Here is a 14244-nt window from a genome sequence, read left to right as displayed (position 1 = left end):
CCTCTTCTCGAGCGCCGCGTGGCCTCGACGATGCGACGCGTCCCGTGGGGCCGGACGCCTAGAACTTCAGCGCCTTGAGCACCTTCGGCTCCACCGGCCAGGGGGTCGCCTCGAACTCGACCGCCTTCGGCAGCGGGAAGGCTTCGAACAATGCCTGGGGCGAGTAGGTCAGGGGCCGCCATGTGGCCTTGATCCAGTCGACGGCCTTGTCCCATTCGGGCTTGGCGCGCCGCTCCAGGCAGAAGGCGTTGAGGCGGGTCACACCGGCGCCGAGATAGAAATCCCGCACCCGGTGATCGACCCTCTCCTCATCGTCGTCGAGCTTGAGTTCACGGCCCTCGCCCTGGCCATAGGTGGCGAACCAAGCGCTGGGAATACCGTAGCATTCCGCGATCACGAGACCGTGGAGCGAGGTGGAGAGGATGTGCCGGCAGGACACGATCTCCTCGACCTTGGCGCGCAGGGACGATGCGTCGCGTTCGGTGATCGTGTTGATGATCCGGATATCGCCCTTGCGCTCGGGGGGGATGCCGTAGCGCGTCATCACGTCGATAACGGTGGCGGCGGGATCCTGGGAGGCGAGCTCGGTCAGGTGGACGATGACGCCGATCTCATGGGTCTTCGCCACATGGTCCATGGGCCAGAACTTGGGCAGCAGGTAGACCGGGTCGCCGTAGATCTCCGGCACCGCGATGCCCTGCGCCCTCAGCACCGCACCGGTCTTGGGCCCGCGCACGGCATGGACGTGGAACTCGGTTCCCGCCGGACGCTGATAGGGCGCCGGGTTCGGATTGCCCGGGCAGCGCTGGGCATCGAGTCCGGTGCCCCACATATGCACCGTGCCCTTGCTGATGGCGTGACCGATGGTTCCGACCGCAACGAGGCGCTCGGAATTGCTGTCGAAGGCCGCATGCCGCACGACGCGCCCGGAGATGGCGGCAACCATGACGGCGCTCAGCGCGTCACCAAAATTGGCATAGGGAAATTTCTGCGAACTGGCCGCCCAGGCCAGGGGCACCGAACCGGGCGGCAGGGTCGATTTAATGCGCTTCAGGAGAGCGACGGAGCTCTTTTTTTTTTCTAGCTTCGCCGCAGCATCTTCGCCAGCCGGCTTGGAGACAGTCTTTTCGGCCACAGCTCTCGCAGCGGCCTTGGGAGCGCCTTTGGGAGATTCGTCAGGAAATCGGGCGGCGGCCACCTTGGCTCCTCCCGGAAATTCCTTGCGGTCGAGCCGGTTCAACTCGCCGACATCGTGGCGGAGTTTTAGGTCGGTGAGCGCCTTGTGCTCCCAGATCGTCTCGCCGGGCGCGGCGGAGATGGGGCTCAGATCGACCGGGAAGGCGTTGATCAGGGCATCGCCATCGAAGGTCTTGGGCGACCAGCTCTTGTCGATGGCCTTCATGATCGCGGGCCAGTCGCTCGGCTTGGGCCGGGGCTGATTGTAGACGTCGATCTTCGGCAGGCCGAGGCCGGTATAGAGATCGACGATGCGCAGGTCGACGTCGCCACCGGGGGTGAGCTCCACCGATTGCAGCCCGTCCTTGCTCAGGCTCGGCGCGAAATACAGGCAGGGAATGCCGTAGGATTCTGCGATCACCATGCCGTGCAGGCTGGTGGAGACGATGCGCTCGCAGGACAGGATCTCGTCGATCTTCGACTGAAGCGCACCGACATGCAGTTCGGTGACGGTCGTGATGAGATGGATGTCGTCGGCGAGTTCGGCCGGAATCCGGAACCGCGCGATCTCCTTGCGCGGCACCGCCTCCATCTCTCGGTTGGCGAGTTCCGACAGGTGGAGGATGACGCCGAGCTTGTAGCGCTTCTTGACCGTCGGCTTGTAGAATCGAGGCAGCAGCCAGACCGGGTCGCCGTACGGAACGGCATGCGAGAGGGTCTTGGCCGAGAGGAGCGATTCCGAGACCGGGCCGCGGGTGGCGGTCACGGTGAAATGCGATTCCGGGGACGGGACGAAGGGCTTCTTCTCGGCTGCCGGAGCGGAAGGGTTGGCCCAGTTGGAGCAGCCCGTGCCCCAGAACCAGACCTCGCCGTTGGCAAAACCGTGGCCGATCGTGCCGACGCAGGACAGGCGAGGCGCGAACGACTTCATCGGCGCCCTGCGGATCGGCTTGCCCGAGAGCAGCGCGATCATCACCGGGCTCAGAGCGTCGCCGAAGTTGAGATAGTTCATGTCCAGGGTCGAACCGGCCCAGGCCAGCGGAATCTCGCCTTTCTCACGCACGTACCGGGTGATGGATGTCGCCATAGATCACGTCCTTGGTTCTTGGATTCTCTAAAACGAAAACAATGATCGTATCGTGATGGTGTGATTCAAATCCGCCAGAATCGTCAGGACGCTCTCGTATTCGTCCCACCGCAACCAAGAATACGGGCTGCGAAAAAATGCCATCGCCGCTCGAGTGACTATATTCCCGGCAGTTCGGCGCGTTCGCCGACCCTGTCCTGTCGGCGGACGCCGAGGTCATCCTGCATTTGAGTGCCTGAATGCCAAGCCCGCCAATCCTCCCAAGTCATTGGTGCGCCTGATTAAGGCTGATTCCGCGGGGTGTCCAGGCCGAGAGGTCGCGGCATCGGCAAAACCGCAGGATGCCATCGGTCTCGCTCCTGCCGGCGAAAGGCGGGGAGGGGACGAGTGCCATCACGACGTGGTCTGAGGGACGCGCTGCTGCGCCGCGTCCGACTGCGGCGCGACGCGGCGCGGCGGAGCGGGGAGCTTGGCGACAGAGGCGGCCTTGGCCTCGTCGTCCACGCGCTGCAGGGTCGCCAGGATCTGCCGGCCGGTCTCCGTCCAGGTAGCGGGCCTATAATTCCTGTCGATCTCGCGCTCCTTCTCTCGGAGCAACTCGGGGTCGGTGGCGTAGGCCTTGATCTTGGCGACCCATTCGCTCGTCAGATGGGGAGAGGCATAATCGACGAAATGCTGACCGACCTCGGGCAGGGAGGTGGTCTTCGAGACGATGCCGAACTTGCCGAAGCTCAGGGCCTCGGCCACCGGCAGGCCCCACCCCTCGTAGCGGGAGGGAAACACGAACATCTGACAGTTCTTGTAGAGCGTCCGCAGGGCCAGGTCGTCGACCTTGGCGAGAAAGTGGAGCTTCCGCGCCAGCGGAGTCCGCCTGACGATGGCGCGCAGCATCATCCGCTTCTTGCGCTTGCTGTGCCCGACGCAGACGAGGCTCGGGGCCGCCTCCTCGTTGCCCTTGAACGCCAGCGACCAGGCCTTGATGGCGACGCGGTGATTCTTGCGCGGGTGCACCGACGAAACGTAGAGGATGTAGGGCTCCTTGACCTTCAGCGGCTTCGGCGGGGTGTTGTCGCCGATCTGGGACACACCGAAATTGAGCGTCACGATCCGCCCGCAATCGAACCCCTGATAGGCAATGAGCGCGTCCGCGGTGGCGCGGGACGGCGTGAAGATCACATCCGCCGTCTCGAGCACGAGGTCGATCCAGCGCTTGAACGTGGCATGGGCCGACCGGAACGTGAGCTTGGGCCGCTCGATCGGCAGCATGTCGTGGACGAGGACCGCCTTGCGACAGGAGATGTCGGCGGATTTCAGCGCGCTGACGATGCCGGCGTAGTTCGAGCGCGACCAGCTCGCCCCGAGCATCACCAGCCACGGAGCCGACCGGGGCATGGAACTGTCGGCCGCCGCCGCCGGCTGGTTCTTGAAGATGCGGACATAGCTCAGTTCCTCCACCGCCTTGGCGACGAGGGAGCGGCCCTGGACGGTGTTGGTTCGGCCATACGCCTCGATCAGTTCCAGCATCGGAGCGCTGATGGGAGCGAGCCGCCGCTTGAACGGCGTGATGCCGATCGGTGTGATGACGCAGTCGAGATCGTCCGCCTGGATCGCGCTGGTGATTTCGTAGACGACCCGCTGGATCCCCGTGATCGGAAGCCCTCTTTTGAAGAAGGACACCAGATCCGTGTAATCCATCAAGATGTTCGGAGCCGTCATGGAACCTGCATTTTGGTTCCGACGATGGACAGGCATCGCCGCATGACATGCATCCTTCTCTGACCGCCCCCGGAGTCAGCGATTCTCGCCATCGTTTGGAACGCCCCGCCTCTTTAAAAACGCAGTGGCCAAGTGCGTGCACGACGCGTCGAAACTATGACCTCATCCCACTGCCGGACGAGGCTACTTCATCGCACCAACCGCGCATAGCCGGTCAGGCCGAAGGCGGCCCCATCGATCTCGATGGCAGGCATCACGGCGGCAAGGGAAGTGCTTGGGAGAAGAGGTTCACCACCCTCATCCGGCGTCTCGTCCGGCACAGCCGGGGAACGGAGAAGGTATTTGGCTCCCCGAGTAGGACTCGAACCTACGACAAAGCGATTAACAGTCGCTTGCTCTACCAACTGAGCTATCGGGGACCACGGCGGGGTCTCTACACACGGCTTTGGCGGGACGCAAGGCCTCTTCGCATATTTGTCGGCTTTGTTTACGGCCTCGCCTCCGTTTGGCCTCCTGTCGCGGAATCCCCGTTGCGGACCCGGCCCGGGCTCTGTAAGAGACCCGTCACCCCGGATCGCCCGCCCGATCCGGAGGCGCCATTCCTTCCTCGATGGGATGTGGCCGAGGCCTCGTGGCGGAGTGGTTACGCAGAGGACTGCAAATCCTTGCACCCCGGTTCGATTCCGGGCGAGGCCTCCAAATCTTTCTCGATCCCCTATTTTGCAAGGAAGAGCTCCCGGTCATGGCCGGGGCGCTTCATCCCGTCGGCTCGGTCCACCCGAACGAGCGCGTCACCGCCTTGCCCCAGGCGGCGTAGAGCCGGTTGCGCCGGCCCTCGTCCATACGCGGGTGCCAGCGATGGTCGACGCCCCAATTGGCCACGAGATCGCCGGTGCCGGCCCAGTATCCCGTGGCGAGCCCCGCCGCGTAGGCGGCGCCCAGCGCCGTGGTCTCCGTCACCTTCGGTCGCAGCACCGGCACGGCGAGGAGGTCCGCCTGGAACTGCATCAGGAGGTCGTTGCAGACCATGCCGCCATCGGCCCGCAGTTCCGTGATCGCAATTCCCGAATCCGTCTCCATCGCCTCGATGACCTCGCGGGTCTGGTAGGCGGTGGCCTCCAGGGCGGCACGGGCGATATGCCCCTTGTTGGCGTAGCGGGTGAGGCCGGCGATGATGCCGCGCGCGCTCTCCCGCCAATGCGGCGCGTAGAGACCCGAGAAGGCCGGCACGAAGTACACGTCGCCATTGTCCTCCACGGTGCGGGCGAGGGGCTCGATCTCGGCGCTGTCCCGGATGAGGCCGAGATTGTCGCGCAGCCACTGGACCAGGGCGCCCGTGATGGCGATGGAGCCTTCCAGCGCATAGACCGGCGCCTCGTCGCCGAGCCGGTAGGCGAGGGTGGTGACGAGGCCGCAGGTGGAGGGCACCGGAGCCGTCCCGGTGTTCATCAGCACGAAGCAGCCGGTGCCGTAGGTGTTCTTGGCCTTGCCGGGCGAGAAGCAGGCCTGGCCGAACAGGGCCGCCTGCTGGTCACCGAGGATGCCGGCGATGGGCACCCCGGGGAGGGCGCCCCGCGTCTCGCCATAGACCATGCTCGAGGAGACGATCCTCGGCAGCATCGCCCGCGGGATGCCGAAGGCCGAAATCATGCCGGCATCCCAGTCGAGGGTGTCGAGGGCCATGAGCTGGGTGCGGCTGGCATTGGTCGCGTCGGTGATGTGGAGACCGCCCTGCGGGCCGCCGGTGAGGTTCCAGACGAGCCAGGTGTCGATGGTCCCGAACAGGACATCCCCGGCCTCGGCCGCCGCGCGGGCACCGGGCACCCGGTCGAGGAGCCAGGCGAGCTTGAGGCCGGAGAAATAGCTCGCCAAGGGTAGGCCGGTGAGCGCACGGAAACGGTCCTTGCCGCCGTCGCGGGCGAACTCGGCCACGAGCCCGTCCACCCGCGTGTCCTGCCAGACCAGGGCGTTGTGGAGCGGGCGCCCGCTGGCGCGATCCCAGATCAGCGTGGTCTCGCGCTGGTTGGTGATGCCGATGGAAACGAGATCGGACGGCTGCAGCCCCGCCGTCTCCAGGGCCTCGCGCATCACGGTCCGGGTGTTGCGCCAGATCTCGTTGGCGTCGTGCTCCACATGGCCGGGTCGGGGGTAGATCTGCTCGTGCTCGCGCTGGGCCACCGTGATGATCGCGCCGCCGCGATCGAAGACGATGAAGCGCGTGCTGGTCGTGCCCTGATCGATCGCCCCGACATAGCGCGACATGGCCGTCTCCCCTTAAGCAGGTTTCGCAGAAGTGGCCCCCCGGTTCTGCGATAAAAACCCGCGACACAGCAAAGAGCGAAGCCGGGCGCGCGTCCCCGGTCAGGCCGCTTCGGCTTTGGCCTTGGCCTCCATATAGGCTTCGAGCCGCGCCCGTCCCTCGGGCGGCAGGTGCAGCCCGAGCTTCGAGCGGCGCCAGAGGATGTCCTGAGCGCTGCGCGCCCATTCCCGGTCGATCAGATACGCCACCTCGGCCTCGGTGAGCCCTTCCCCGAAATCCGCCCCGAGATCGGCGAGGGTCCGAGCCGTGCCGAGCAGGCCGTCCGTGCGCGTGCCGTAGGCCCGGGCGAGACGCCGTGCCATCGCGGGTGGCAGGAAGGGCCTGCGCGCCATGAGGTCGGCGAGGAACCCCTCGAAATCGGCACCCGGCATGTCGCCGCCCGGCAGAACCGCATCGCCGGTCCAGGCGGGCTTCATCCCGGGGCGATAGGGGGCGAGCTTGGCCAACGCGTGTTCGGCGAGGCGCCGGTAGGTGGTGATCTTGCCGCCGAAGACCGAGAGCACGGGCAGGCGGCCATCCCGGTCGGAGACGTCGAGGACGTAGTCGCGGGTGACCGCGGAGGCCTTCGCGGCGGCATCGTCGAAGAGCGGGCGCACGCCCGAGAAGCTCCAGACCACGTCGCCGGGATGGATCCGAGCCCGGAGCGACCGGTTGATGCAGTCGCAGAGATAGAGGGTCTCGTCCTCGGAGATGCGGACCGGCCCCGGTTCGCCGGAATGGGGCACGTCGGTGGTGCCGATGAGGGTGAAAGCGCCCTCGTAGGGGATCGCGAAGACGATGCGCCCGTCCGGCTGCTGCAGGATATAGGCGTGATCGCCCTCGTAGAGCTTGCGGACGACGATGTGGCTGCCCTTCACCAGCCTGACCGCCGCCCGGCTGGCAAGGCCGAGCGTGTGCCCGAGGGTCTCGCTCACCCAGGGACCGGCCGCGTTGACGATCATCCCCGCATGCACGGCCTCGCTGCGGCCAGTCCCCATGTGGCGGATCGTGGCGACCCAGGATGTCCCGTCGCGACGGGCCGCTTCGACGGTGGTGCGCGTCCGGATCTGGGCCCCTCGCTCGCGCGCATCCATGGCGTTGAGCACCACGAGGCGGCTGTCCTCGACCCAGCAATCCGAATAGGCGAAGCCCCGCGTCAGACGCGGCTGCAGCGGCAGGCCGAAATCCGAGCCTGGGAGAGTCACCGAGGCGGAGCCGGGAAGGGCGCGCAGGCGGGCGAGATGGTCGTAGAGGAACAGTCCGAGCCGCAGCATCCAGGCGGGGCGCAGGCCCTCGTCATGCGGCAGGACAAAGCGCAACGGCCAGATGATGTGGGGCGCCAGCCGCAGCAGGCGTCCGCGCTCGGCCAGAGCCTCCCGCACCAGCCGGAACTCGTAATGTTCGAGGTAGCGCAGGCCGCCATGGATGAGCTTGGTGGAGGAGGACGAGGTGAATTCGGCCAGATCCCCGCGCTCGCAGAGCATCACCCGAAGGCCGCGCCCCGCCGCATCGCGCGCGATGCCCGCGCCGTTGATGCCGCCGCCGATGACGAGGAGATCGTAATCGCTCGCGTCCAAGCCGTGACCTCTCTCTCCCCATCCTCGAAGCCCTCCCGATAATTGAGGGGGACAGGTCGAGCCGGCACGGCCGCCCCCGTCAGGGATGCCCGCGCCGGAGATCGCGGGATCGGGGATATCGGCGACCGGCCCGGATGGAGACGACACGAGAAGTCATCGGACCTCAAGATGTTTTCACTAATACCGGCCGACGATGAGGACGACCATCGGTCGGGATCGGCGCCGCTCGGTATAAGGGCTAAAACGGCATATCCGGTTCGACAAGCCGGCCTTCCGGCACGATCCTCCCCATTCGACCGGCCGCCATGCGTCCGGACGTTAGGGAACCCGCTTGAGGCACGGAGCATGCGCGGGTCGACTGCCCCGCACGTCCATCAGGCCTCGATCTCGCACGCCTCCACGGGCCGCATTTCCACGGGGTACGGGCGACGCTGGCCCGGAAGTGCGGACCGCTTGCCGCTCCGACGTGACAGGCGCCCCGTGACTCCGGCCAAACGCAACACCGGGATTCCTTCCCTTCGAGCGATCGCCCTGTTTGGCTTCATTCGGGTGGTTGACCGGACAGGAACAGTGCCTTATGCGAACAACCTCGTTCGGAAGCGCTCACGAAGCTTCCGGCCAAGCTCGGAGAACGGCGGCAAAAGCGCTGTTTCTTTCACGGGTTCGTTGGGGGATAGTTTAACGGTAGAACAGTGGACTCTGACTCCTCTAGTCGAGGTTCGAATCCTCGTCCCCCAGCCACTGTCACACCTAAGTCATTCAGATCATTGAGCTCCTCGCGCAGTCGCCCTGCGGTGTGAGCCTGTTGCTACACACCGCTGCTACACAAGGCACCCAGCCAGGTGCCGAAGGAGCGGAGTGGCACCGATCGCGAATGTTGTCCTGCGTGGACGCACCTTTCATTTCCGCCGACGCGTACCGACCGGCCTGTGCTCGACCTTGCGCCTCAACGAGATGGTGCGCAGCCTCGGGACATCGGACGCGCGTACTGCCAAGCTGCGGGCCTGTCAGCTATACGTCGCTTCAGAGGCTATCTTCTCGACCCTGAACGCGACGCCGATGCTGACCGACGCCCAACTCGCCCGCCTCGTACAGGATTTGACCTTGCCCCCTGGTTTGCCCTCGTTCTTAAGCTAGGGTCCGTCGATGAGGAGACGGACGATGAAGAAGAGCCGGTTCAGCGAAGAGCAGATCATCGGCATCCTGAAGGAGCAGCAAGCCGGGCTGCCGGTGGCCGAGATCTGCCGCCGCCACGGCATCAGCGACGCGACGTTCTACACGTGGCGCTCACGCTACGGCGGCATGGAGGTCTCGGACGCTCGTCGCCTGAAGTCGCTCGACGAGGAGAACCGCAAGCTCAAGAAGCTCCTGGCCGAGGCGATGCTCGACGTGGCGACGCTGCGCGAGGCTTTGGGAAAAAACTGCTGACGCCCGGCGCACGGAGAACAGCCGTGAGCTGGGCCATCGAGGAGAAGAGCTATTCCCAGCGTCGAGCCTGCGGGCTGATCGGCCTGGAGCCGAAGACGTACCGCTACGCCTCGACCCGTGGTGACGATGCGGCTGTGCGGGTACGCCTGTGCAGCCTGGCCGGCGAGCGCCGTCGCTTCGGTTACCGGCGCCTGCTCATCCTGTTGCGGCGGGAGAGCCTCACGCTGAACCACAAGAAGCTATTCCGCCTCTACCGGGAGGAACGTCTGTCGGTGCGAAGGCGCGGTGGGCGCAAACGAGCCCTTGGCACGCGGGCTCCCGCCGCCGTGCCGCAGGAGCCGAACCAGCGCTGGAGCCTCGACTTCATCTCCGACACGTTCGACGATGGACGGCGCTTCCGCATTCTGGTCGTGGTCGACGACTGCACGCGGGAGTGTCTCGCGCTGGTGGTCGACACGTCGCTGTCCGGCCAGCGCGTCGCGCGCGAACTCGACCGGATCATCGCAGGCCGGGGCAAGCCGCTGATGATCGTCTCGGACAACGGCACCGAGTTGACCTCGCACGCCATCCTACGTTGGCAGGAAGAGCGTGCGGTCGAGTGGCATTACATTGCGCCCGGCAAGCCGCAGCAGAACGGTTTTGTCGAGAGCTTGAATGGGCGCTTGCGCGACGAGTGTTTGAACGAGCATCTGTTCCGGAGCCTGCCGGCGGCCCGGACCCTCATCGAGGCGTGGCGGGTGGACTACAACACCTGCCGCCCTCACACGAGCCTCGGCGGGCTCACCCCGAACGCGTTTGCAACCCGGTCCAAACAGGACCAGAACCAGAACGGACTCTGGTTATGAACGAGGGCAAACAGGGGGCAAGGTCATCCGGCGAGGCGTCCCTGTCCGCCGCGATGCAGGCGGCGCAGGTCGGCGATGCCGCCGCTTACCGGGCGCTCCTGCGCGATTGCGTGCCGGTGATCTCCGCGATGGCACGGGCCAAGGGGGTTCAGGGCGCAGCTCTCGACGACGTTGTGCAGGACACCCTGCTTACCATCCATCAGGCACGGGCGACCTACGATCCGGCCCGCCCGTTCCTGCCGTGGTTGCGCGCCATTACACAGCGGCGGGCGGTCGACGCGTTGCGCCGCAAGGGGCGTCGTCCGAAGGAAGTGCATGAGCCGCTCGCCTATGAGGCGCGTGCCGACGCCGGTCCCATGCCGGGTGACGACCTGGAGCGTCGCGAGCGCGCAGCGATCCTCGCTACGGCCGTCGCGCATCTCCCCGAAGGACAGCGGGAGGCGATCGAGCACATCGCCCTACGCGAATTGTCCCTCGACGAGACATCAACGCTCACAGGGCGGACCAAGGGTGCGCTCAAGGTCAACTTCCATCGCGGTCTGAAGGCCCTCCGCGTCTCTCTCTCATCCCGTAAGGAGGGCACGGATGCCTGATCCGGCCACCCATGACCGATCCACTCAAGTCCCGTCCACCCACGACCTCGTCGAGGATCTGGCTCAATCGCTCACGCCGGTCCGCCGGCTCCCGAGCCCGGGGCGCCGGACCCTCATCTGGTCCGGTGCGGTGCTCACGGTGGGGCTCCTCCTCGTGCCGATGTCCGACCTTTCGGGATTGCGGGCGCGCCTCGCCGTGCCGGACCTGCACTGGGCGGCCGTCGGCGCGATCCTCACGGCTATCGCGGCCGCCCTTGCCGCCTTCCAGAGCAGCGTGCCCGGCCGAAGCGCGGCCTGGTCATGGCTCCCGCTTCCCCCGCTCGTCCTCTGGCTCGGCGCCAGTGGGCTCGGCTGCCTTCGCGGTTGGCTCGCGCCGGCCGCCAACCTCGCCGAGCCGGAGGAGATGCGAGGCTGCTTCGTGTTCCTGATGGGGGTCTCGCTGCCGCTATCCGTCCTGCTGGTGGTGATGCTGCGGCGGGCCTGTCCGTTACGCCCCAATCTCACGGCGGCCCTCGGGGGACTCGCCGCAGCCGCAGCGGCCGCGGCCTTGCTGGTTCCGCTTCATCCGCACGACGCCACCGCGACGGACCTGTTGGTTCACCTCGTCGCCGTCCTCGTCGTCGTCGGCCTGAACGGTCTCTTCGGCGGGCGCCTTCTCGACAGAACCGCAGGGTCGCGAGGCCGGCACCGCAAGGTCGACCTGTAACCTGCTCGATCCAAAAGGCGAATGACAGTCCAGGGCCTCGGCAAGGAACTCGCCATCATGGAACTCGGCATCATGGACCGCAGACAGATCCTCACGGCCGGCGTCTCGGCGCTCGGCATCCTGACATTCCTTCGCGCCGCCGGAGGGGCCCTGGCCGGAACCTTCGCCGTCGTGAAGAGCGAGGCCGCCTGGCGGGCCCAGCTCGGGTCCGCCGGCTACGTGGTTCTGCGCCAGCACGGTACCGAACGCGCCGGCTCGAGCCCGCTCAATGCCGAGAAGCGCGCCGGTCGTTTCGTTTGCGCCGGTTGCGACCAGCCGCTCTTCGCCTCCAGCGCGAAGTTCGAGAGCGGAACCGGCTGGCCGAGCTTCACCGCCCCCCTCGTGGAGGCCGTGGGCACGACGACGGATTCCAGCCTGGGGATGAGCCGGACGGAGGTGCATTGCCGCCGCTGCGGCGGGCATCTCGGTCACGTCTTCGACGACGGACCGAAGCCCACGGGGCAGCGCTACTGCATGAACGGCATCGCGCTGCGCTTCGAGCCCGCCTGAAACGATCCCGCTTTTCGGGCCCAACGCTCCGCAAGCCAGCAACCTTTCAGGACGGTCCCGATGCATCCCCCTTCGCCGCGGGCCGAGCGCCCGATCCAGCCCCTCGTCGTCCGGATCACCCATTGGGTGAACGCACTGGCCATGCTGATCATGATCACCAGCGGATGGCGCATCTACAACGCCTCGCCGATCTTCGGCGACTGGGCTTTTCCGAAAGGCATCACCCTCGGCGGTTGGCTCGGCGGGGCCCTGCAATGGCACTTCGCCGGAATGTGGCTCCTCGTCGCCAACGGCCTCGTCTACCTGACCTATGGTCTCGCCTCGGGCCACCTGCGCCGGCGCCTCATGCCCCTGCGGCCGCGCGAGATCGCGCATGACTTCGTCGCGGCCCTGAAGTTCCGGCTCCCCCACGACCCGGGCGTTTACAACGCCGTTCAGCGCCTCCTCTACGTTGCGGTCCTGCTCATTGGCATCGTCATCGTGCTCTCCGGTCTCGCGATCTGGAAGCCGGTCCAGTTCGCGCCACTGACAGCGCTGCTGGGCGGCTACGACACGGCCCGGATCGTCCATTTCCTCGCCATGGCCGGCATCGCTGGCTTCGTGGCAGTGCACCTCGCCCTGGTGCTTCTGGTTCCGAAGACCCTTCCGACGATGATCATCGGCAGGGAGATCCATCTCGGCCGCAACCACGTGGTGAAGTCATGAAGCCCCTCGATCGCCTTTTCCGGCGTCCACGTCCGGATATCACGATTCCCAAGACTCACCTTATTCGGGCCGACCGACGCCTGTTCCTCCGCGGCGGCCTCGTCGCGGCGGGAAGCCTCGCACTCGGTGGGTGCGACATCTCGGACAACCCGCAGGTGGAGAGCATCCTCGGTGGGATCTCGCGGCTGAACGATCGCGTTCAGGGCGCCCTATTCGGAAGCACGCGTCTTGCCCCGACCTTCGATGTCGCGGACATCACCCCGGACTTCCCCTTCAACGCCTATTATCCGGCGAGCAAGATCCGGGTGATCGACGGTTCGACCTGGAAGCTCGAACTCGCCGGTCTCGTCTCCGACAAGGCGCCGTGGACGCTCGACAGGCTAAGGACCCTGCCGCAGGAAGCGCAGATCACCCGCCACGTCTGCGTGGAGGGCTGGAGCGCCATCGGGCAATGGTCTGGGGTCCCGTTCCGCACCTTCCTCGAACGGATCGGGGCCGACACGACCGCACGTTACGTCCGCTTCGCCTGCGGCGACGACTACTGGACGAGCATCGACATGCCGAGCGCGCTTCACCCCCAGACGATCCTGGCGCTCGACTACGCCGGCGCGCCCCTGCCACCGAAATACGGCTTCCCAGTGAAGCTGCGCATCCCGACGAAGCTCGGGTTCAAGAACCCGAAGCACATCATGGCGATTACGGTGACGAACGATTATCCGGGCGGTTACTGGGAAGATCAGGGCTACAACTGGTTTTCCGGGCTGTAGTGAGGCCGCACTTGGATCGTCGGATGTCGGCAAATCCAAGAAATATCCATCAAAGGTTTTTTCAATGCTGAAGTTCTTCTTCAACGGCTCTCCGAACCCGACGAAGGTCGCGCTGCTGCTGGAGGAACTCGGACTGCCCTACGAGCCCATCCCGATCGACACCCGCAAGGGTGACCAGTTCGCGCCGGATTTCCTGGCCCTCAACCCGAACGGCAAGGTGCCGGTCCTGGTCGACGACGCGGACGTGATCTTCGACAGCAATGCCATCCTGCTCTACCTCGCCGAGAAGACCGGACGATTCCTGCCGCCCTCGGGTGGCGACCGGGCTCAACTCCTGTCCTGGCTGATGTTCGTCGCGACGGGCGTCGGGCCGTTCTCCGGCCAAGCGGTCCATTTCCAGCACTTCGCCCCGGAGCAGGTGCCCTATGCCCAGGCGCGTTACAGCTTCGAGGCACGCCGTCACTACGACGTGCTAAACGCACACCTCGCGCAGCGCCGCTATCTCGTGGGCGACGAGTATACCATCGCAGATATGAGTGCCTGGGGATGGGCCCGCATGATCCCCTTCGTCCTCGGCGAAACGGCCTGGGCGGAGTTGCCCCACCTCAAGCGCCACCACGATGAGATCGCCGCTCGCCCGGCTGCGGTGCGTGCGGTCGGTCTCAAGGACCGCTTCGCCTTCAAGCCAGAAATGGACGACGAGGCCCGCGCCAACATGTTCCGACACCTCAAGTCCTGACGATCGTCATCGCCCTGGAACGCCCCCATAGCCGGTCGTCGCGCCGTCCCTGTCGTC

At 66.1% G+C, this 14244-nt stretch carries 12 protein-coding genes and 3 tRNA genes; 10 read left to right on the top strand and 5 right to left on the bottom strand.

Annotation, left to right across the window (positions count from 1 at the left end):
• Positions 1 to 58: 58 nt before the first annotated feature.
• From A3OM_RS0111190 to A3OM_RS0111180, 3 genes are all read right to left on the bottom strand, one after another.
• Positions 59 to 2263, bottom strand: a complete 2205-nt coding sequence (locus A3OM_RS0111190) for a polysaccharide pyruvyl transferase family protein (protein ID WP_018043846.1) — start codon at positions 2261 to 2263, stop codon at positions 59 to 61.
• Between the two features lie 393 nt (positions 2264 to 2656).
• Positions 2657 to 3958 (bottom strand): glycosyltransferase family 1 protein, encoded by a 1302-nt coding sequence (locus A3OM_RS0111185; protein ID WP_157196469.1) that lies wholly within the window; start codon positions 3956 to 3958, stop codon positions 2657 to 2659.
• A gap of 364 nt (positions 3959 to 4322) precedes the next feature.
• Positions 4323 to 4398, bottom strand: a tRNA-Asn gene (locus tag A3OM_RS0111180).
• Positions 4399 to 4604: 206 nt separating this feature from the next.
• On the opposite strand from A3OM_RS0111180, the gene A3OM_RS0111175 reads away from it, so the two are divergent.
• Positions 4605 to 4678 (top strand) — tRNA-Cys (locus A3OM_RS0111175).
• Positions 4679 to 4735: 57 nt separating this feature from the next.
• Here the strand turns inward: A3OM_RS0111175 and glpK are convergent.
• Positions 4736 to 6241, bottom strand: a complete 1506-nt coding sequence (gene glpK / locus A3OM_RS0111170) for a glycerol kinase GlpK (RefSeq protein ID WP_018043844.1) — start codon at positions 6239 to 6241, stop codon at positions 4736 to 4738.
• A gap of 99 nt (positions 6242 to 6340) precedes the next feature.
• Positions 6341 to 7855 carry a glycerol-3-phosphate dehydrogenase gene (gene glpD / locus A3OM_RS0111165; protein ID WP_018043843.1) on the bottom strand — a complete coding sequence of 505 codons (1515 nt, stop codon included), beginning with the start codon at positions 7853 to 7855 and terminating at the stop codon, positions 6341 to 6343.
• 667 nt (positions 7856 to 8522) lie between these two features.
• Between glpD and A3OM_RS0111160 the strand changes: the two genes are divergently transcribed.
• From A3OM_RS0111160 to A3OM_RS0111115, 9 genes are all read left to right on the top strand, one after another.
• A tRNA-Gln gene (locus A3OM_RS0111160) sits at positions 8523 to 8596 on the top strand.
• A 117-nt stretch (positions 8597 to 8713) separates the two neighbouring features.
• Positions 8714 to 8992, top strand: a complete 279-nt coding sequence (locus tag A3OM_RS26125) for a DUF6538 domain-containing protein (protein WP_198290818.1) — start codon at positions 8714 to 8716, stop codon at positions 8990 to 8992.
• 24 nt (positions 8993 to 9016) lie between these two features.
• Positions 9017 to 10128 (top strand): IS3 family transposase gene (locus A3OM_RS0111145; RefSeq protein ID WP_085984219.1). Its coding sequence is split into 2 segments (ribosomal slippage): positions 9017 to 9266 and positions 9266 to 10128, totalling 1113 coding nucleotides; the frame shifts between segments, so codons are not numbered across the junction.
• The gene (locus tag A3OM_RS0111140; RefSeq protein ID WP_018043840.1) at positions 10125 to 10721 is read left to right on the top strand and encodes a sigma-70 family RNA polymerase sigma factor; all 597 of its coding nucleotides are present in this window, start codon (positions 10125 to 10127) and stop codon (positions 10719 to 10721) included. Before A3OM_RS0111145 ends, A3OM_RS0111140 begins: the two co-directional genes overlap by 4 nt.
• Positions 10714 to 11427 carry an NrsF family protein gene (locus tag A3OM_RS0111135; RefSeq protein WP_018043839.1) on the top strand — a complete coding sequence of 238 codons (714 nt, stop codon included), beginning with the start codon at positions 10714 to 10716 and terminating at the stop codon, positions 11425 to 11427. Before A3OM_RS0111140 ends, A3OM_RS0111135 begins: the two co-directional genes overlap by 8 nt.
• Positions 11428 to 11499: 72 nt before the next feature.
• On the top strand, positions 11500 to 11976 hold the full coding sequence (gene msrB, locus A3OM_RS0111130; protein WP_026175938.1) for a peptide-methionine (R)-S-oxide reductase MsrB: 477 nt from the start codon (positions 11500 to 11502) through the stop codon (positions 11974 to 11976).
• A 60-nt stretch (positions 11977 to 12036) separates the two neighbouring features.
• Positions 12037 to 12681: a cytochrome b/b6 domain-containing protein gene (locus A3OM_RS0111125; RefSeq protein WP_018043837.1), complete on the top strand. Its 645-nt coding sequence runs from the start codon at positions 12037 to 12039 to the stop codon at positions 12679 to 12681.
• The gene (locus tag A3OM_RS0111120) at positions 12678 to 13448 is read left to right on the top strand and encodes a molybdopterin-dependent oxidoreductase (RefSeq protein ID WP_018043836.1); all 771 of its coding nucleotides are present in this window, start codon (positions 12678 to 12680) and stop codon (positions 13446 to 13448) included. Before A3OM_RS0111125 ends, A3OM_RS0111120 begins: the two co-directional genes overlap by 4 nt.
• A gap of 64 nt (positions 13449 to 13512) precedes the next feature.
• Positions 13513 to 14187 carry a glutathione S-transferase N-terminal domain-containing protein gene (locus A3OM_RS0111115; protein WP_018043835.1) on the top strand — a complete coding sequence of 225 codons (675 nt, stop codon included), beginning with the start codon at positions 13513 to 13515 and terminating at the stop codon, positions 14185 to 14187.
• The last annotated feature ends 57 nt before the right edge of the window (positions 14188 to 14244 follow it).

The organism is Methylobacterium sp. 88A (genome assembly GCF_000376345.1).
Lineage (GTDB): Bacteria > Pseudomonadota > Alphaproteobacteria > Rhizobiales > Beijerinckiaceae > Methylobacterium > Methylobacterium bullatum.
Note: the sequence above shows the minus strand (reverse complement) of the source record. Positions and strands in the feature narration are given on the sequence as shown.

Bases quoted from the DNA above. Each gene is read 5' to 3' on its own strand.
- A3OM_RS0111190 (WP_018043846.1), bottom strand. From the start codon at position 2,263: ATGGCGACATCCATCACCCGGTACGTGCGTGAGAAAGGCGAGATTCCG.
- A3OM_RS0111120 (WP_018043836.1), top strand. From the start codon at position 12,678: ATGAAGCCCCTCGATCGCCTTTTCCGGCGTCCACGTCCGGATATCACG.
- A3OM_RS0111140 (WP_018043840.1), top strand. From the start codon at position 10,125: ATGAACGAGGGCAAACAGGGGGCAAGGTCATCCGGCGAGGCGTCCCTG.
- A3OM_RS0111115 (WP_018043835.1), top strand. From the start codon at position 13,513: ATGCTGAAGTTCTTCTTCAACGGCTCTCCGAACCCGACGAAGGTCGCG.
- glpK (WP_018043844.1), bottom strand. From the start codon at position 6,241: ATGTCGCGCTATGTCGGGGCGATCGATCAGGGCACGACCAGCACGCGC.
- msrB (WP_026175938.1), top strand. From the start codon at position 11,500: ATGGACCGCAGACAGATCCTCACGGCCGGCGTCTCGGCGCTCGGCATC.
- A3OM_RS0111135 (WP_018043839.1), top strand. From the start codon at position 10,714: ATGCCTGATCCGGCCACCCATGACCGATCCACTCAAGTCCCGTCCACC.
- A3OM_RS0111185 (WP_157196469.1), bottom strand. From the start codon at position 3,958: ATGGATTACACGGATCTGGTGTCCTTCTTCAAAAGAGGGCTTCCGATC.
- A3OM_RS0111125 (WP_018043837.1), top strand. From the start codon at position 12,037: ATGCATCCCCCTTCGCCGCGGGCCGAGCGCCCGATCCAGCCCCTCGTC.